Origin of the sequence: Rhizobium indigoferae (assembly GCF_034554815.1) — a bacterium.
In the GTDB taxonomy this organism is placed as follows: Bacteria; Pseudomonadota; Alphaproteobacteria; order Rhizobiales; family Rhizobiaceae; genus Rhizobium; species Rhizobium leguminosarum.
In genome coordinates this window covers 354,686-371,049 of the sequence record NZ_CP140637.1, presented here as the reverse complement: position 1 = coordinate 371,049, position 16,364 = coordinate 354,686, and the positions used below count along the sequence as shown (strand labels likewise).

At 59.7% G+C, this 16,364-nt stretch carries 19 protein-coding genes; 13 read left to right on the top strand and 6 right to left on the bottom strand.

Annotation, left to right across the window (positions count from 1 at the left end; all coding sequences use genetic code 11):
* Positions 1-15: 15 nt before the first annotated feature.
* Positions 16-819 (bottom strand): crotonase/enoyl-CoA hydratase family protein, encoded by an 804-nt coding sequence (locus tag U5G49_RS28265; protein WP_193443020.1) that lies wholly within the window; start codon positions 817-819, stop codon positions 16-18.
* 88 nt (positions 820-907) lie between these two features.
* Between U5G49_RS28265 and U5G49_RS28260 the strand changes: the two genes are divergently transcribed.
* The 5 genes from U5G49_RS28260 to U5G49_RS28240 all read left to right on the top strand — a co-directional run bounded on the left by U5G49_RS28260 (position 908) and on the right by U5G49_RS28240 (position 4,884).
* Positions 908-1,492 carry a TetR/AcrR family transcriptional regulator gene (locus U5G49_RS28260; RefSeq protein ID WP_165504628.1) on the top strand — a complete coding sequence of 195 codons (585 nt, stop codon included), beginning with the start codon at positions 908-910 and terminating at the stop codon, positions 1,490-1,492.
* A gap of 273 nt (positions 1,493-1,765) precedes the next feature.
* A complete protein-coding gene (locus U5G49_RS28255; RefSeq protein ID WP_012755573.1) occupies positions 1,766-2,605 on the top strand; it encodes a transporter substrate-binding domain-containing protein in 840 nt (279 codons plus the stop codon).
* 167 nt (positions 2,606-2,772) lie between these two features.
* Positions 2,773-3,435 (top strand): amino acid ABC transporter permease, encoded by a 663-nt coding sequence (locus U5G49_RS28250; protein ID WP_193443023.1) that lies wholly within the window; start codon positions 2,773-2,775, stop codon positions 3,433-3,435.
* Between the two features lie 6 nt (positions 3,436-3,441).
* Positions 3,442-4,101, top strand: a complete 660-nt coding sequence (locus U5G49_RS28245; RefSeq protein WP_011648868.1) for an amino acid ABC transporter permease — start codon at positions 3,442-3,444, stop codon at positions 4,099-4,101.
* Between the two features lie 12 nt (positions 4,102-4,113).
* The gene (locus U5G49_RS28240; protein ID WP_018245713.1) at positions 4,114-4,884 is read left to right on the top strand and encodes an amino acid ABC transporter ATP-binding protein; all 771 of its coding nucleotides are present in this window, start codon (positions 4,114-4,116) and stop codon (positions 4,882-4,884) included.
* A 95-nt stretch (positions 4,885-4,979) separates the two neighbouring features.
* Here the strand turns inward: U5G49_RS28240 and U5G49_RS28235 are convergent, their stop codons facing one another.
* On the bottom strand, positions 4,980-5,408 hold the full coding sequence (locus tag U5G49_RS28235; protein ID WP_193443026.1) for a type II toxin-antitoxin system VapC family toxin: 429 nt from the start codon (positions 5,406-5,408) through the stop codon (positions 4,980-4,982).
* Complete coding sequence (locus U5G49_RS28230) at positions 5,405-5,671, bottom strand: type II toxin-antitoxin system Phd/YefM family antitoxin (protein WP_168319226.1); 267 nt, start codon at positions 5,669-5,671, stop codon at positions 5,405-5,407. Before U5G49_RS28230 ends, U5G49_RS28235 begins: the two co-directional genes overlap by 4 nt.
* 256 nt (positions 5,672-5,927) lie before the next feature.
* On the opposite strand from U5G49_RS28230, the gene U5G49_RS28225 reads away from it, so the two are divergent.
* The 5 genes from U5G49_RS28225 (at position 5,928) to U5G49_RS28205 (ending at position 9,577) form a co-directional block, all read left to right on the top strand.
* Positions 5,928-6,677 carry a GntR family transcriptional regulator gene (locus U5G49_RS28225; protein WP_193443028.1) on the top strand — a complete coding sequence of 250 codons (750 nt, stop codon included), beginning with the start codon at positions 5,928-5,930 and terminating at the stop codon, positions 6,675-6,677.
* A gap of 3 nt (positions 6,678-6,680) precedes the next feature.
* Complete coding sequence (locus U5G49_RS28220) at positions 6,681-7,466, top strand: transporter substrate-binding domain-containing protein (protein WP_168298235.1); 786 nt, start codon at positions 6,681-6,683, stop codon at positions 7,464-7,466.
* An 80-nt stretch (positions 7,467-7,546) separates the two neighbouring features.
* Positions 7,547-8,218, top strand: a complete 672-nt coding sequence (locus U5G49_RS28215; RefSeq protein WP_018245709.1) for an amino acid ABC transporter permease — start codon at positions 7,547-7,549, stop codon at positions 8,216-8,218.
* On the top strand, positions 8,215-8,874 hold the full coding sequence (locus U5G49_RS28210) for an amino acid ABC transporter permease (RefSeq protein WP_047623001.1): 660 nt from the start codon (positions 8,215-8,217) through the stop codon (positions 8,872-8,874). The genes U5G49_RS28215 and U5G49_RS28210 overlap by 4 nt, the downstream gene beginning before the upstream one ends.
* Positions 8,852-9,577, top strand: a complete 726-nt coding sequence (locus U5G49_RS28205; protein ID WP_018444818.1) for an amino acid ABC transporter ATP-binding protein — start codon at positions 8,852-8,854, stop codon at positions 9,575-9,577. Before U5G49_RS28210 ends, U5G49_RS28205 begins: the two co-directional genes overlap by 23 nt.
* Before the next feature lie 315 nt (positions 9,578-9,892).
* On the opposite strand, the gene U5G49_RS28200 is transcribed toward U5G49_RS28205, so the two are convergent.
* The 3 genes from U5G49_RS28200 to U5G49_RS28190 form a co-directional block, all read right to left on the bottom strand.
* The gene (locus U5G49_RS28200; protein ID WP_322790957.1) at positions 9,893-11,320 is read right to left on the bottom strand and encodes an ISNCY family transposase; all 1,428 of its coding nucleotides are present in this window, start codon (positions 11,318-11,320) and stop codon (positions 9,893-9,895) included.
* Between the two features lie 637 nt (positions 11,321-11,957).
* Complete coding sequence (locus tag U5G49_RS28195) at positions 11,958-12,302, bottom strand: YkgJ family cysteine cluster protein (protein ID WP_193444432.1); 345 nt, start codon at positions 12,300-12,302, stop codon at positions 11,958-11,960.
* A gap of 162 nt (positions 12,303-12,464) precedes the next feature.
* Complete coding sequence (locus U5G49_RS28190; protein WP_193444433.1) at positions 12,465-13,469, bottom strand: nitroreductase family protein; 1,005 nt, start codon at positions 13,467-13,469, stop codon at positions 12,465-12,467.
* A 336-nt stretch (positions 13,470-13,805) separates the two neighbouring features.
* Between U5G49_RS28190 and U5G49_RS28185 the strand changes: the two genes are divergently transcribed.
* Genes U5G49_RS28185 through U5G49_RS28175 form a run of 3 tightly spaced genes read left to right on the top strand, consistent with a single transcriptional unit; the run spans position 13,806 to position 16,330 of the window.
* Positions 13,806-14,576, top strand: a complete 771-nt coding sequence (locus U5G49_RS28185; protein ID WP_193444434.1) for an aspartate/glutamate racemase family protein — start codon at positions 13,806-13,808, stop codon at positions 14,574-14,576.
* 33 nt (positions 14,577-14,609) lie between these two features.
* Entirely contained in the window at positions 14,610-15,527 is a 918-nt protein-coding gene (locus U5G49_RS28180) for an ABC transporter permease (RefSeq protein WP_193444435.1), read from the top strand.
* Positions 15,527-16,330, top strand: a complete 804-nt coding sequence (locus U5G49_RS28175; protein ID WP_193444436.1) for an ABC transporter permease — start codon at positions 15,527-15,529, stop codon at positions 16,328-16,330. Before U5G49_RS28180 ends, U5G49_RS28175 begins: the two co-directional genes overlap by 1 nt.
* The last annotated feature ends 34 nt before the right edge of the window (positions 16,331-16,364 follow it).

Genomic DNA, 16,364 nt, shown 5'->3' with positions numbered 1-16,364 from the left:
CAGTATTGGCGACAATCAATCGAGCGACCACGAGCCGGGATAGTTCGGCTTGCGACGCTCGATCCACGCGTCGAGCCCTTCGCGCAAATCGTCGGTTGGCGCCATGCGGGCGAATTGTTCGCCTTCGATCAGCAGCCCCTCCGCAATGCTCTGGTTGATGCCGCGCGTCACCGCCGTCAGAATGCTCGCCGCCGCCAGCGCTGAATGACGCAGAATGCGCCGCGCGAGGTCGTGGGCGGCCGGCATGAGAGCGTCATGCGGGACAAGCTGGTTGACAAGGCCGAGTTCGAGGGCGCGCTGCGGGGAGAATGCGTCGCCCGTCAACAGCAATTCGAGGGCGCGCTTGCGCCCGGCCAGCCTTGGCAAACGCTGCGTTCCGCCAAAGATCGGCGGCATTGCGAGATTGATCTCGGGCTTGGCGAACAGGGCGCGTTCGCTGGCGATGGCGAGGGGCACAGCCTCGGTGATTTCGCAGCCTCCGCCAAAGGCAAGGCCGTTGACGGCGGCGATGACGGGTTTGCGGAAGGCTTCCAGCCGCGCAGTTAATCGCTGCCCGCGCGCGACGAAATCGCGCATGGCGACATCGGCGCCCTGCGCCACGCTTTCCGAGAATTCGTAGATATCGCCACCCGCCGAGAATGCCCGCTCGCCTGCGCCGGTGAGGATGATCACCCGAATTGAACTGTCGGTTTCGATGGCGTCGAGGATCGCGAGCAAGCGGTCTATCAAGGCATAATTCAGCGCATTGAGCTTTTCCGGGCGATTGAGAGTGAGCGTGGCGATTCCGTCGTGGCTGTCGATCAAAACAGTGTCGGCCATTCGGTTTTCCTTTCGGCTATGCTGCGTCAGGAGAAGTATGCCGCCAGTCGATGCTTGTGTATATTCACTAGTCGGTATACATAGCGACATGATCTCACAGCCAATCCCGACGCGCGAACGCATCATCTCGGCGGCCGCCAAGCTGTTTTACAACGAGGGCATCAGGAGCGTCAGCGTCGATGCGGTGGCTGAAGAGGCCGGTGTCACGAAACGCACCCTTTACTACCATTTCGCCAGCAAGGACGATCTCATCGGGGCCTATCTGGAGGCGCGCGACCAGCCTAACCTCTCTCTGTTCAAGCGCTGGTACGCGGAAACGACGGGCGAACCGGCGGATAAGGTGCAAGGCATCTTTCGCAATCTCGCCCGCGCGGCCCGCCATCCGAAATGGAAGGGCTGCGGCTTCCTGCGCACCTCTGCGGAACTCGCCAATATGCCGGGCCATCCTGCCATGAAAGTAGGGATTGAACACAAGAAGAGGGTCGAGGCCTGGTTGCAGGTTACGTTCGAGGCGGCCGGAATCAAGACGGAAGCGCCGCAGCTCGCTCGGCAGATCGTCCTGCTGCTCGATGGCTCGTTCGCCGTCGTTCTGTTGCATCGCGACCCGACCTATATGGAAGCCGCAGGCGAGGCGGCTGGTTCGCTGATCCGCGCTGCGACCGCAAACGCCTAAGGCGGGCGGTTCCTGAGGCGCTCGCTCTGAAGGCCACATCTTCCGCCCTCGGCTTGGCTGTCAGGTCGCCGTACGAGAAGGCATGATGTTGAGCCTCTGAAACAAGAGAACAATGCTGCACTGCCGAAAAAATCACCACGCGCACCACTGCGCGTTTTTTCGGCATGACCCATTGACAATTCATCCTTGATGGCACTTCATAACATTGTTCCAGTAAAACAGACATGCGTCCATTATACTGGAACAATAGGAACCATCCATAAGGGGAACGCCATGACCATTTCCTTTCGCACCGGCGTGATGTCGCTGGCCGTCGCCGCTCTGTTGTCCACGCCTGCGCTGGCCGACGGCAGCAAGCTCGATGAAGTGCTGGCCCGCGGCCATCTCGTCCTCGGCACGGGCAGCACCAATGCGCCTTGGCACTTCAAGAGTGCCGACGACAAGCTTCAGGGATTCGACGTCGACATGGGCCACATCATCGCCAAGGCGCTCTTCGGCGATCCTGAGAAGATCGAGTATGTGAACCAGTCCTCCGACGCCCGCATCCCGAACATCACCACCGACAAAGTCGACATCACCTGCCAGTTCATGACCGTTACCGGCGAGCGCGCCCAGCAGGTTGCCTTCACCATTCCTTATTATCGCGAGGGTGTCGGCCTGATGCTCAAGGCGGATGGCAAATATGCCGACTACGCAGCCCTCAAGGCGGCCGGTTCCTCCGTTACCATCTCGGTTCTCCAGAACGTCTACGCCGAGGCGATGGTGCATGCCGCATTGCCCGAAGCGACCGTCGACCAATACGATTCCGTCGACCTGATCTATCAGGCGCTGGAATCGGGACGCGCCGATGCAGTCGCCACCGACCAGTCGTCGCTCGCCTGGTACATGACGCAGAATCCGGGCCGCTATAAAGATGCCGGCTACGGCTGGAACCCGCAGACCTATGCCTGCGCCGTCAAGCGCGGCGATCAGGATTGGCTGAACTTCGTCAACACCGCCCTGCATGAGGCCATGACCGGCGTTGAATTCGACTTTTACGCCAAGTCTTTCAAGACCTGGTTCGGCAAAGATCTGACGCCGCCGCAGATCGGCTTTCCCGTCGAGTTCAAGTAACATCCATGCGGAGCGGGACTTTTCTCCCGCTCCGCTAGCAGGATGATTTCAGGCCGGGTCGGCCTAAAATCTGAATCCTGTTCTCAATTGAGGAGTGAGAGCATGATGTTGTCCGAAAAGAGCTCACACTTTTCGGCATCATGCTCTGGTCTGAAAGGGCGGCCCGTATGGGTTATACGTTGAATTTCGCCGCCGTCTGGCGCAATTTCGATTTTCTTTTGAGCGGGCTTGCACTCAGCCTCGGTCTTGCAGTGATCTCGATCATGATCGGGGCCGCGATCGGCCTCGTCATGGCCTTCGCACTGACATCCAAAAGCCGTTTTGCGATCGTGCCGGCGCGGGTCTATGTCACTGTCATTCGCAACCTGCCGATTCTCGTCTTGGTGCTTTTTGCCTTTTTCGCGCTGCCGCAGATGGGTTTGCGCCTCGACAAGATAAAAAGCTTCGTCCTGGTTCTATCCCTTTATTCCGGGGCCTATCTCGCCGAGGTGTTCCGTGCCGGGCTGTTGTCAATTCCGAGAGGATTGACGGAAGCGGGTCTTGCCATCGGCCTGACGGGGATGCAGATCCGCAGTTCCATCATCGCTCCACTGATGCTGCGCAACGTGCTGCCATCTCTGTCCTCGACGATCATCTCGCTCTTCAAGGACACCTCGCTCGCCGCCGCCATCGCCGTGCCGGAACTGACCTTTGCTGCCCGCAAGATCAATGTCGAGAGTTTCCGCGTCATAGAGACCTGGATGGTCACCTCAGCCCTTTATGTCGCGACCTGTTTCCTCATCGCCGCCGTGATGCGCTTCGTCGAGCGCCGTCTGGCCCTGCCGAGATAAACCCGGATGTCCCACACTTTTCTCGAACAACTCTGGATCGCCCGCTACGTCATCATGAACGGCATCGGCGTGACCGTGTCGATCTCCCTGTTGGCCATCCTCGCGGGTTCCATACTCGGCGTTTTCGTCGGTCTGGCGCTCGTCTATGGCGGCGTTGTTTTGCGTCTGGCCGTGCGCGCCTATACGGATATCATCCGCGGCACGCCGGTGCTCGTGCTGGTGCTGGCAAGCTACTATGTCTCTGCCGCCGTCGGCCTCGATCTCGGGCCGTTCTCGGCCGGCGTGCTTGCCCTTGCCATCTTCTGCTCCTCCCATGTCGGCGAAATCGTGCGCGGAGCGCTTCAGGCGATCCCTAAGGGGCAGACCGAAGCCGCCAAGGCGATCGGCCTGACCTTTACCCAGACCTTCACCTCGGTGCTGTGGCCGCAGGCCATGCGCCAGTGTTTGCCGGCCTGGGTGAATACGGCGGCCGAGATGGTGAAAGCCTCAACGCTGCTCTCCGTTATCGGCGTCGCCGAGCTTCTCCTGCGCACGCAGGAGATCATCTCCCGCAATTTCATGAGCCTCCAGTTCTATTTCCTGGCCGGTGGTCTCTATTTCATCATCAACTACGGCATCGAGCACTTCGGCAAATATGTCGAGCGCAAGACCGCCCTGCCGTCCTGAGGAGACACCCCGATGGCCAAGACCATTCTCGACATCCAGGGCCTGCGCAAGACTTACGGCATCCACGAAGTCCTCAAGGGCGTCGATTGCGCCGTGCAGGAAGGCGAAGTCATTTCCATCATCGGCTCGTCCGGCTCCGGAAAGACCACCTTGCTGCGTTGCATCAACATGCTCGAAGAATTCCAGGGCGGCACGATCAGCCTCGACGGCGAAGAGATCGGCTATCGCGCCGAAGGCGCAACGCGGCGCCGCAAGAGCGAGAAGGAGATTGCACGCCAACGCGCGCTGACCGGCATGGCGTTTCAGCAGTTCAATCTTTTCCCGCATATGAGCGCCGCTGAAAACGTCATGCTCGGCCTCGTCAAGGTGAAGAAAATGACGAAGCCGGATGCGCGCGCAATCGCGGAAAAATGGCTCGATCGTGTCGGCCTTTCCGCCCGCGCGAACCACTATCCCGGACAGCTTTCCGGCGGCCAGCAGCAGCGCGTCGCAATTGCTCGCGCCATCGCCATGTCGCCGAGGCTGATGCTGTTCGATGAAGTGACCTCCGCGCTCGACCCGGAACTGGTGGGCGAAGTGCTCCAGGTGATCAAGGGGCTTGCCGCCGACGGTATGACCATGCTGCTCGTCACGCACGAGATGCGCTTTGCCTACGACGTTTCGTCACGGGTCATCTTCATGAACCAGGGCGTTATCTGCGAGGAGGGCGATCCGAAGGACATGTTCGTGCATCCAAAGACCGAACGGCTGGCCGAATTCCTCAAAACCTCGAGTTTCAACTAATGCATGTCGCCCAAAAGTGCGCAGCGATTTTGGGATAACGATTTGCATCAACAAATCTTAAAGAAAGATCCCGTGACGGTCCGCTCTGCGGATCGTCACGGGCGCTCGGTCCAAGGGTCGACAAGCTCGATCCCAAAGCCCTCGAAATCCTTTATATTACGGGTGGCGAGGGTGAGATCGTGAGCAATCGCGGTGGCGGCAATCAGGCCGTCTATTGACGAAATGCCGCGTCGGCTTCGCTTTGCGAGCCCCATCAGGTCGCCCCAGGCTATCGCAACCGGCTGGTCCACAGGGATGACACGCTGCTCGAAGCGCTGCGGCAGGTCCTGGACAAGCCATTCTGCCAGCGCGTCGCGCTTCCGGCCGCTTTCCATCAATGCAACGCCACGCCGGATCTCCGCGATCGATACGACGCTGATGAATGAGCGATCCTCGTCGAGACCGTCCAGCCATTGTAGGACATGTGCATCGGGACGCGGCCTTGTCACCTCGGAAAGCACATTAGTGTCCAGCAGAAGTCTCACAGCTGGAGATCACGCGGTTCGTCGCGCTGCCGTTCGAGGTCCAGATCGGCGCCACGCAGCGGCGATTGCATCAGAAAATCTGCAAGGGTGCCCTTGCGCGCGGTCTTCCGCTGCCATTCCTCGGCCGAAACGACGACGACGCTTGGTTTGCCATTGCGCATGATCGTTTGCGGCGTTGCTTGCGCGCGTTCGATAACCTCAGACAGCTTGGCCTTCGCACTGGCGACGGTCCAACTTTTATCCTCTGGTCGTGATGGCTGCATTCGCTATATCCTGACTATAGTGACTATCATGACTATATAAGCCGAACCGGTCTAGCCGCAAGCAACTTTTCGATAGGGGAGGGCTTTGTCGGCTTGGGCGGCCAACGCTGATCGGGGTTCGCAAGAAATTGTGGGGTCTCGCTCAATTTGCGCTCAGTTTGCATTCCCAGCGTGCAAATTCCAGGGGGAGGGATCCGAGACATCTTGGAAATCCTGAACGCAGAATTTTGGCACGAGCTTTGCTTTCCTGTCTTGTATGCAAGATAGCCAGACATCTGAGACCACACAGAAGACCATCGAGGAGACGATCGTCTCTGGGATTCTTTCAGCCAAAATTCGGCCTGGGACGCGTCTCAGCGAAAACCAGCTGGCAACGCTCTTCAGCGTGTCTCGAACCCGCGTTCGTGAAGCCATGATGCGCCTGGAAACACGCGGCATTGTGCATGTAAGTCCAAGACGAGGCTGGTTTGTCGTCGAGCCGTCCGCTGAAGAGGCGATCGCGGTCTATGAGGCACGGCGTGTCATCGAGGCCGGGTTGCTGCGCAGCATGCGCGTATTGACGGACGAGGGATGCAAAGCTCTCGACGCGCATTTGAACGAGGAAAAGACCGCAATGGCTGCGGGCGACCGCCAGCGCCTGACCTATTTGATGGGTGATTTCCACATCCGCATCGCAGAATTGAGCGGGAACGCCATCATCGTCGATATCCTCCGCGATCTCACCGCGCGGACGATCCTTATTTCGATGCTCTATCAGTCTGAATTTCACGCAGCACAGTCCCATGACGGACACTGCCGCATCTTCGAGGCCATGCAAGCGGGCGATTTCGTCAGAGCTGCGGAGCTCTCCGTCGAGCATCTGGACGAAGTGGAAATGGGCCTCGACCTGACCACGCGCCCGGATCCGCTCTCGGAACTGCGCAGTTCCCTGTCACTCCCTCCCAAGGCCGTGTCCTCCGGCCCAACTGTCACACCCAAAAAACCGCAACTTCAAAGGAGCAATTAAAACATGCTGACAAGACGAGTATTTTTCGCAATCGCGACCCTGGCTGCAACCTTTGGCTTCGGCTCCGCGTCTCACGCCGATGCTCTCGCCGACATCACGGCGCGCGGTACGCTGCGTGTCGCCGTCCCGCAGGATTTTCCGCCCTTCGGCAGTGTCGGCACCGATATGGCGCCGATGGGCTATGATATCGATGTCGCCAATCTCATTGCCGCAAAGCTGGGCGTCAAGACCGAACTCGTGCCGGTCACCAGCGCCAACCGCGTCCCCTATCTGCAGACGAATAAGGTCGATCTGGTCATATCAAGCCTCGGCAAGAATGCCGAGCGCGAAAAGGTGATCGATTTCTCTGTAGCTTACGCACCCTTCTTCAATGGCGTGTTCGCGCCTGCCGATGTTTCGATCGCCAAGGTGGAAGATCTCGCGGGCAAGAGCATCGGCGTCACGCGCGGCGCTGTCGAAGATCTCGAACTGACGAAGATCGCGCCAGCCGACGCGACGATCAAGCGCTACGAGGACAACAACGGCACCATCTCGGCCTTCCTGTCTGGCCAGGTCGACACCATTGCGACCGGCAACGTCGTGGCTGCTGCGATCCTCGCCAAAAATCCCCCCAAGCGCCCCGAGATGAAGTTCCTCATCAAGAACTCACCCTGCTACATCGGTCTTAACAAGGAACAGGCAGCTCTTCTGGAGAAGGTGAACGGCATTATCGCTGCGGCCAAAACCGATGGCGCGCTGAACGCCATATCGCAGAAGTGGCTCGGCGCCGATCTCCCGTCGGATCTGTAAGGAACCCGGTCTCACGGATGCCATCCCGCGCCGCGCGCGGGATGGCATGACGCTCCGTCACCGCAAGAGGGGACAATTCCTTGAGTTACCATTTCGAATTCGGCTGGCTGCTTGAATATTATCCTGACATCATCAAGGGCATACTGATCACCCTGGAGCTCATCGCGATCGGCGGAGTGCTCGGCATTTCGCTCGGCATTTTCTGTGCCTGGGTGCGCGCACTCGGCCCGGCCTGGCTGAAGCCTGTCGTTGCGACCTATGTCGAACTGATCCGCAACACACCGTTCCTCATCCAACTCTTTTTCATCTTTTTCGGTCTGCCGTCGCTCGGCCTCAAGCTTTCCGAACTGACGGCTGCCAACCTCGCGATGGTCGTCAACCTCGGCGCCTATAGCTGCGAGATTATCCGCGCCGGCATTCAGGCAACCCCGAAAGGCCAGTTCGAGGCAGGCGAGAGCCTTGCCATGACGCGCTTCGAAACCTTCCGGCATGTCGTTCTCGTGCCGTCCCTGCAGCGCATCTGGCCGGCGTTGTCGTCGCAAGTCGTCATCGTCATGCTCGGCTCATCGGTTGTGTCGCAGATCGCCGCCGAGGATCTGACCTTTGCCGCGAACTTCATACAATCGCGAACCTTCCGCGCCTTCGAGGCCTACATCGTCTCGACAGCCATCTATCTTGTGCTGGCGATCCTGCTCCGGCAGGTGCTGGCGGTGGTCGGCGGGTTCATTTTCCCGAGGAGGGCGGCGCGATGATCGAGTTCACACTCTGGGACATCCTGCGCAACCTGCTGCTCGCCACCCGCTGGACGATCCTGCTTTCGCTCGTCTCGTTCATTGGCGGCGGTGCGGTCGGACTGGGGCTGCTCTTCCTGCGCATCAGCAAGCGCAAGGCATTCAGGGCGCTTGCGAAATATTATATCGAGCTCTTCCAGGGCACGCCGCTGCTGATGCAACTCTTCATCGCTTTTTTCGGTCTCGGCCTTTTCGGGATAGATGTGCCGGCCTGGCTTGCTGCGGGATTGGCGCTCACTCTGTGGAGTGCCGCCTTCCTCGCCGAAATCTGGCGAGGCTGCGTCGAAGCGGTGGCGAGGGGTCAATGGGAAGCCTCCGCCAGCCTCGGCATGGGCCGGTTGCAGCAGATGCGCTACGTCATCCTCCCGCAGGCGCTGAGGGTCGCCATACCGCCAACGGTCGGTTTCTCCGTTCAAATCGTCAAGGGAACGGCGCTGACCTCGATCATCGGTTTTGTCGAATTGTCGAAGGCCGGCACGGTGGTCACCAATGCCACCTTCCAGCCCTTCACCGTCTACGGGCTCGTCGCCCTCATCTACTTCGCCCTTTGCTGGCCTTTGTCAAAAAGCAGCCAGATCCTGGAAAGGAAGCTCAATGTCGCTCATCGAAATCACTGAAGTCCGCAAGAGCTTTGGCACCACCGAGGTGCTGAAAGGCATCAATCTCGATGTGGAGGCTGGCGAAGTCATCGCCATTATCGGCAAGAGCGGTTCGGGCAAATCGACCCTGCTTCGCTGCATCAACGGCCTGGAGACGATCACCGACGGCTCGATCTCCGTGGCCGGCGCGCAGCTCCTCGATGACGAAGTGCATCTGAAGGCACTGCGCCTCAAGGTCGGCATGATCTTTCAGCAGTTCAACCTCTTCCCGCACCTGACCGTCGGCGGCAACGTCATGCTGTCGCAGACCGTGGTCAAGAAGACCCCGAAAGCCGAAGCCGAGGCGACCGCCCGCAAGATGCTGGAGCGGGTAGGGCTGGGCCACAGGTTCGACGCCTATCCCGACGAGCTCTCGGGCGGCCAGCAGCAGCGCGTCGCCATCGCCCGCGCGCTCGCCATGCAGCCGACCGCACTTCTCTGCGACGAGATTACCTCCGCACTCGATCCGGAACTTGTCGCCGAAGTTCTGGCCGTGGTGCGCGAGCTTGCCGCCGAGGGAATGACGCTTCTGATGGTGACGCACGAGATGAAGTTCGCCCGCGACGTCTGCAGTCGCGTCGTCTTCATGCATCAGGGCCGTGTCCACGAAATAGGCCTGCCGGAGGACGTTTTCGCCAATCCGCAGACGCCAGAGCTGAAGCAGTTTCTCGGCGTCAGCTAGAGTATCCGTGCGCTTTCCATGTGAACGATAAATCGTTGTTATCAATCCCATCCGCAATCTCCCACGCCATCAAAACGCGGGGAGTGTGACATTCCAACTTTGCAGAAACAGGACACTTCAACTTTGCGGCTACACACATTGTCAAAGCTGATTAGAGATGCGCCTGCGCCAGCCAGTTAGAGATGCGACACTTAGGTCGTCCTGGCTCTGACGGTCAGCCGCCGATCCGACCGGCTGGGCCGGGTTGAGAGGGAGGAGCGGGGGCGGGTGAGGGAGACCCCTTCGGCTTTAGCTTTGAGATTATGAGTGCCCCATTTATTCTGCTGCCTCCATTCGTGCCAGCGCCTTCTGCCTTTTTGCGATGACCTTTGGATCATTCATGAAGTCCGTCCGCCGGCCAGGCTTGCGGCCACGCTTCTGATAACCATTGCCCTGGCTGCCATCGGGAATACCGAACATATGATCCGTCTGGCCAGTGCGGCGAGGGCCGCTCTTGCTACGCTGCTGTTCCCGCCCGGCCTGCAGCTCGGCGACGATCGACAGCACGTCGTCCAAACGCTTGTTCTCAACGACCTCGGCTCGATGGACCGATCGCAACTTGTCGAAGGTTCTGTAGGGGAGGGTGAAGCTCTCGTGCATGATCTCGAGGCGGCCATCCGGGTAGTCGCAGACAACGACCTTCTTTCCCGCCAGCAGCCTAGAAAGGTCCGTCGGATCAAGAATGAACAGCACCTTGTCGTAGCGTAGCGTCAGGGATTGCGACAGCGTGCGCACTTCCTTCCGGCACATGGCACCATCGAGGTTCTCATGGTCGGCCAGCGACCGGTGCATGTCCTTCGGATTGCGCGGTTGCTTGCCGAAACGAGAATTGAAATCCGCAATGAACTCAGGCGCATAGGCATTGGCAGCTTCGATCGTATCGATGCCGCGAAGCCGCATCTCCTTGACCAGCCGATCCTGCAGTGTCTGGTTGGCACGCTCCACCCGGCCCTTGGCCTGCGGGGTGTTGGCGCAGATGATATCGATGTTCAGCTCATAGAGCGCCCGACCGAACTGCGTCAGGCCGCTCGTGCGGTCTTTCTCCGACGCATGGGTGGAGCGAAAAACGCCGTGCTTGTCGCTGTAGAAGGCCAGCGGCTTGCCCCATTGCTGCAGATAGGCCTTCGTCGCATGCAGATAGTCGAACGTGTTCTCCGATCCGGCAAAGCGCAAATGCAAAAGCTTGCCGGTGGCGTCATCGATATAGACGAGCAGGGCGCATTTGGGGCCGCGACTCTCGAACCACCAGTGATGCGAACCATCGATCTGCACGAGTTCGCCAAAGCAGTCGCGTCGGCCGCGCGGTTGGAAAACCCGCTTCTTTCGCTCACGCCGCGAGATCCAGATGCCGGCCTCTGTCATCCATTGCCGTAGCGTCTCCTTGGCGACCGAGATGCGATGCAGTTCGATCAGCTTCTCGCGCGCCAGCGTCGGACCGAAATCCAGATAACGTTCGCGGATCAGGTCGAGCGCCGCATTGCGAAACTCCTCGCTATGGCGCCGATTGCTCGGCTGTGATCGCTTCTTGGAAACAAGTCCGGCTGGACCATCTCGGTCATAGGCCTGCAGCAGCCGATGGACCTGACTTCGGCTAAGCCCAAGCAGTTCGCCGGCCTGGACGACGCTCAGGCGTTGGTCACGGATCTTCTGGATGACTTCGAGGCGATGCAACTCTTTCTGCGACATGGTGATCATAAAGGACATGACGACTCCGACCGCTCATGGTCTCGACCAGGCTGAAGGTCGTCATCCTTGCTCCCAACGTTGACATTGACCAGCGCGTCGAGAGGCGAGACTGTCGCATCTCTAACTGGCCCAACTGTCGCATTACTAAATAGCCCTTACATGCATGCATCGCATAACGTAGTTTATGGAACTAATTCGAGAGAGGTAGAACATGGCTGTTTGCAAGCGTGCCCCAAAGGTGTAGCGGGACGAAAACTTCGGCGATCATAGATGTGGCTCCGTGAGTGCGGCCCTGATTTTTCCCTTGCTTTCTCCTTGAAGCATCTGCTTCGGGCTTTGTATTTCTATCAGGCGGGGGCCAAGCAGATGTGAGCGCTGCCGTCTTTGGTCCTTGCGTGACAGGCCCCTCAGACAGCAAGTAGAGCCAAATGCCGACGCAGGAGCTGTTGGAAACGCTCGGCGGAGTCATCTGAGCGCTGCCAGCGGTACCCGCCACGCCGAGACTTTGGGCAAGTCCTCGAAGATTTGCTTTGATACCACCGGATCGATCATGTCGGTCGCGGGTGTTGAACCGCCACAGTCGGTTTTAAAGTGCCGCGCCTAGCGCGCAATCGTGGTCGCAGCCAATATTGCTGCGGGCAACGCGCCACTCATCTCAGTTGATTGGCAAAAGCGCATCGATATGACCGGACGGCAAACTTGGCTGACCGATCCCGAAGAACTCGCGCGCGGTCAAGCAAGCGCCATCCCCTGGGACGCAGGCGCGGCAGACGTCAGGCCGAAGATCGTACACCTGACAGGAAGTCTCCGAACCGACGCGACCGACCAGTGCGGAGCAACGCGCACCGTCGCAACGCATTCCCTGCTCGTTCGCGGCTACGAACTGCGCCGGCAGCAAATCGAGAGCAGCTTCTGTTTCGGTGGAAAATCTGGGCCAAGTCGACGAATAGGAACAGCAGGCTCCGCAGCTTCGGCAATCAAAATCGATCAGTGATGTCATGACCCGCTCCTAACACACAGCCCGCCAATGATAAAGCTGCCGGCTAACCGCTTCTCTTGGAGCGAGCGCATCCATCTTCGTCAGGCTCCTCGTCCTGACGTTGGGCCTCAAGCCGATCTTGCCGCTGGTGTCGCGCGCTGCCGATCGCTCGACGATTGAGGCTTACCGGAGCGGCGGTTCGTGCGTCAGGACCATGTCAATCGGCTTTCGGGCCGATACCGGCACGCGGAATTCATCGCGCATGTGGCCGAAACCGATGAGCGTGATGATGATTTCGTTGTCGGGGATGCCGACGCAGGTCCGCATCTTGATATCCTGCTCGCGCGCCGCACTCCAGTTCAGCATGCAGGCGCCCAGTCCCTCCGCGTGGAGGCCAAGCGCCAGCGTCATGGCGAACATGCCGCCGTCCACCCATCCCTGGTTTCGTTCGCCGATCGTATTCCAGTGCGACAGGTCAACCGTCACGACGAATACGCCGCCGAGTTGCTCGCCGAAGCCGCGATTGCCGTCGTGATGGACGAGAACGCGGGCGATCGACGGCTTCTCGGTGAAGGCGTAGACACGGCATGTCTGTCGGTTGCAGCTCGAAGGCGATTGCTGGGCTGCGCGAATGGCCCTTTCGATCTTCTCGAACGCGACTGTCCTGTTGCTGTCATATTGGCGCACGCTGTGGCGCGCCTCCATGAAGGAGACAAAATCCATCCGCGCATGCCTGACGATCTCGGCAGCAATCACCGTCTCGCTGCCGCCGAGCCGGATATTGTGCCCGGCGCCGGCAACGACGAGCAAATCGTCCAGCAGTGCCTGTGCCTCGCTGATATCGCCCTGCTCCGCGTTGAAGTCGACATAGGCCGAGAGCACGGAAAGGCTGATATCGGCCGAAGCGTCGCGGCCATGCTGCTCGATATAGCGACGCGTCTCCACCGCCAGCAGCCGCACCTTGTCCACGCCGAAGCCGTTGCGTGGATTGGAAAGCGACATTCCGTATTCCAACATATGCGCCAGGAGATGGATATGTGCCCGCCGGTTTTCGCGCGACTCTGCGCCATCGATGAAGGAGGCGCGGCGGAAACGGCGATAGTCATAGGCGAAATTCGCAAACAGGCGCCACGCCGTTCTGGCGCGGTGGAAGGATGATGCGGAAGGCGCGGCTTTGGCCGAAGGCATGGCACGATTCCCCGGTGATGAGCAGGCGGTCTTGAACTGCTGTCGTCGATGCAGGGTTATTCGTCTGCTCGGCCTCGTCAAACTCCCTGATGGCGGCAGATTTTCGCGTTGGAATGCAATGCTTCTGGAATCGGTCATCGAGAAGTATTTGTTTTAAAAACGCTTTTTCTAGTGCACCCTATCCATTCGAATAGGTTCTCCACCATCCATACCGGCCGATGACCCATCCGAATCACATCCGCACCTACTCATTTCAGAACTTCCAAGCCGGGGCGGACTGCGGCACCGTAAGTCCATGAATTGCCCAGAGCGAATTGCGCATCAAGGAGGCCGGCCGTGCAGGATAGCGTCGTAGAAATTCGCGTGGTGTCACCGATCGTCACCAAAGGATTTCGCAAAGTCGCCGATCTCCGGGCGTTGGAATATCCCGGCATCAAGGTTAGCCACTCGCAGATTACGGCGGGACCGGGATCGATCGAAAGCGAATTCGAAGCTGCCCTTTCGGTGCCGGGAACGATTGCCGAAGTGATCAAGGCGCAGAATGACGGCGTCCATGCCGTCATTATCGACTGCATGGGCGATCCGGGCCTCAGGCCGTCGCGGGAAGCCGTGACGATCCCGGTGCTCGGCCCCTGCGAGACCGGCATGCACCTTGCGGCGATGCTCGGCCACCGGTTTTCCGTCCTCACAGTGATGCGTCGGCTGCGCGCGTCCTTCGAAAACACCGCGGCCGTCGCCGGCCTTTCGACCAAGTTGGCTTCGGTGCGCAGCGTCGATATTCCCGTTCTGGAACTCGAGGAAGACCTCGACCGGACGAAGGCGATGCTGATCAAGGAAGGTATCCGGGCGGTTGAGGAAGATGGCGCCGAGGCGCTCGTCTTCGGCTGCACCGGCCTGATGGGCTGCGCCTTCGCTTTGCGCGAGGGACTTCTGACGCACGGGATCGACGTGCCTGTCATCGATCCCATTCCTGCCGCTGTTTCCGTTGCTGCCGCGCTGGTGCGTTCGAACCTTGCCCACAGCAAGCTGACCTTCCCACAGCCGCCCGAAAAACAGTTGCTCGGCTACGACTACATTCATCTGCCCATGCCGCTTGCGGCCGAATGAGAGAACGCTGGACGTTCCATTGAGGGGACAGAGATGGCGATTGCGCAAACGGACACCATGACACGAACGGAAAAGCGGAAAGGATCGACCACCGCCCTTCAGGATTTCCGCCTGTGGTGGCTGGTCATCCCGGCATTCCTCGTCTTCCTTGTCTTCTTCGTGATCCCGACCGCATCACTGTTCGGGCTCGCCTTCAACAAGTCCGCCGCCGGCGTCATCGCCCTCAACAGCCAGATCACCTTCGACAATTTCGTCCGCATCTTCACACGGGCGAGCTATTATGAATCGATCCTGCGCTCGATCTGGATCTCCGCCATCGTCGGCGCCACTTGCCTGTTCTTCGGCTATCCCCTCGCCTACGTCATCGCAAAGACGGTGAAGCCGAGCTGCGCCACGCTGTTAATGATCCTCGTCCTGTCCTCCATGCAGCTCGACATGGTCATCCGCATGTATGGGCTGATGGTGTTGCTCGGCGATAACGGCCTCATCAACGGATTTCTCCTCAGGGTCGGAGCGATAACAGCGCCGCTGCCGCTGATGTACAATGTCTTCGGCGTCATCGTCGGGCTAGTGCAGATCACCCTGCCCTTCATGGTGCTGTCGCTGATCGGCATCATCAAGGCGATCCATCCCTCGCTGGAAGAGGCGGCCCGCAGTCTCGGCGCCTCGCGCTGGCACGCCTTCGTCACCATCGTGCTGCCGCTCTCGATGCCCGGAATCCTGGCCGGCACGCTTCTGGTCTTTGCGCTTTCGATCAGCTCCTATGTCGTTCCCGCTCTGATGGGCGGCTGGAAGGTGATGGTGCTGCCCATCCATATCTATCAGCAGATCGCCGAGGTCGGGCGCTGGCAGTTCGGTGCCGCCATCGCCGTGGTGCTCTTCGTGACAAGCATAGCAGCCGTTGCGGTCTACCACCAGGCGGCGGTCAGAACCTCGGGGGGGCGCACCTGATGCGTGAAGAATCCGCCATCCCCCTTGCCTTCAAGGCCATCTCGCTGCTGTCGCTGGCGATCCTCCTGGTGCCGGTCTTCATCGTGGTGCTTGCCGGCCTGAACTCGGGCGATTACCTGACTTTTCCGCCGGAGGGCCTGTCGCTGCGCTGGATAGAGGCGTTCCTGACTTCGCCCGTCTTCCTCTCGGCCTACGGCGTCAGCTTCATGATCGCACTGGTCTCGACGCTGATCTCGACGGTGATCGGCACGATGGCGGCGATCTATCTGACTCGCTCGCAGAGCCGTACCTCCAGCATCTTGCGCGGCTTCTTCATGCTGCCGATCGTGCTGCCCGGCGTGGTGCTAGGACTTGCCCTCTATGTCTTCTACGTGACCACGGGCATTGGCCTTGCCCGCACCATGCCGGGGCTGATTATCGGCCACGTGATCGTCACCTGCCCCTTCGTCGTCGCGACGGTGACGGCGGCACTGGTCGGTTTCGACCGCTCGCTGGAAGAGGCCGCCCGCAGCCTTGGCGCCTCGCCTTTCACCGCTTTCCGGTTGGTGACGCTGAAGATCATCGGGCCGGCAATTTCGGCGGGCACGATCTTCGCTTTCATCGTCTCGTTCGGCCAGTTCGAAGTCACGCTGTTTCTGTCGACGCCGAACCTGCAGACGCTGCCGATCGCGATGTATGTCTCGATGCGCTACCAGTTCGAGCCGACGGCCGCCGCCGCGGGCATCTTCGCCATCGCACTCGTCATTCTCTCCACCGTGCTGACCTCCAGACTCGTCAACCTGAAACGCACCTTCGGGGGATGAATACCGCCACGCCTTCACATCAACGATAGAGCAA

Bases quoted from the DNA above. Each gene is read 5' to 3' on its own strand.
- U5G49_RS28265 (WP_193443020.1), bottom strand. From the start codon at position 819: ATGGCCGACACTGTTTTGATCGACAGCCACGACGGAATCGCCACGCTC.
- U5G49_RS28260 (WP_165504628.1), top strand. From the start codon at position 908: ATGATCTCACAGCCAATCCCGACGCGCGAACGCATCATCTCGGCGGCC.
- U5G49_RS28255 (WP_012755573.1), top strand. From the start codon at position 1,766: ATGACCATTTCCTTTCGCACCGGCGTGATGTCGCTGGCCGTCGCCGCT.
- U5G49_RS28250 (WP_193443023.1), top strand. From the start codon at position 2,773: ATGGGTTATACGTTGAATTTCGCCGCCGTCTGGCGCAATTTCGATTTT.
- U5G49_RS28245 (WP_011648868.1), top strand. From the start codon at position 3,442: ATGTCCCACACTTTTCTCGAACAACTCTGGATCGCCCGCTACGTCATC.
- U5G49_RS28240 (WP_018245713.1), top strand. From the start codon at position 4,114: ATGGCCAAGACCATTCTCGACATCCAGGGCCTGCGCAAGACTTACGGC.
- U5G49_RS28230 (WP_168319226.1), bottom strand. From the start codon at position 5,671: ATGCAGCCATCACGACCAGAGGATAAAAGTTGGACCGTCGCCAGTGCG.
- U5G49_RS28225 (WP_193443028.1), top strand. From the start codon at position 5,928: ATGCAAGATAGCCAGACATCTGAGACCACACAGAAGACCATCGAGGAG.
- U5G49_RS28220 (WP_168298235.1), top strand. From the start codon at position 6,681: ATGCTGACAAGACGAGTATTTTTCGCAATCGCGACCCTGGCTGCAACC.
- U5G49_RS28210 (WP_047623001.1), top strand. From the start codon at position 8,215: ATGATCGAGTTCACACTCTGGGACATCCTGCGCAACCTGCTGCTCGCC.
- U5G49_RS28205 (WP_018444818.1), top strand. From the start codon at position 8,852: ATGTCGCTCATCGAAATCACTGAAGTCCGCAAGAGCTTTGGCACCACC.
- U5G49_RS28200 (WP_322790957.1), bottom strand. From the start codon at position 11,320: ATGTCCTTTATGATCACCATGTCGCAGAAAGAGTTGCATCGCCTCGAA.
- U5G49_RS28195 (WP_193444432.1), bottom strand. From the start codon at position 12,302: ATGACATCACTGATCGATTTTGATTGCCGAAGCTGCGGAGCCTGCTGT.
- U5G49_RS28190 (WP_193444433.1), bottom strand. From the start codon at position 13,469: ATGCCTTCGGCCAAAGCCGCGCCTTCCGCATCATCCTTCCACCGCGCC.
- U5G49_RS28180 (WP_193444435.1), top strand. From the start codon at position 14,610: ATGGCGATTGCGCAAACGGACACCATGACACGAACGGAAAAGCGGAAA.
- U5G49_RS28175 (WP_193444436.1), top strand. From the start codon at position 15,527: ATGCGTGAAGAATCCGCCATCCCCCTTGCCTTCAAGGCCATCTCGCTG.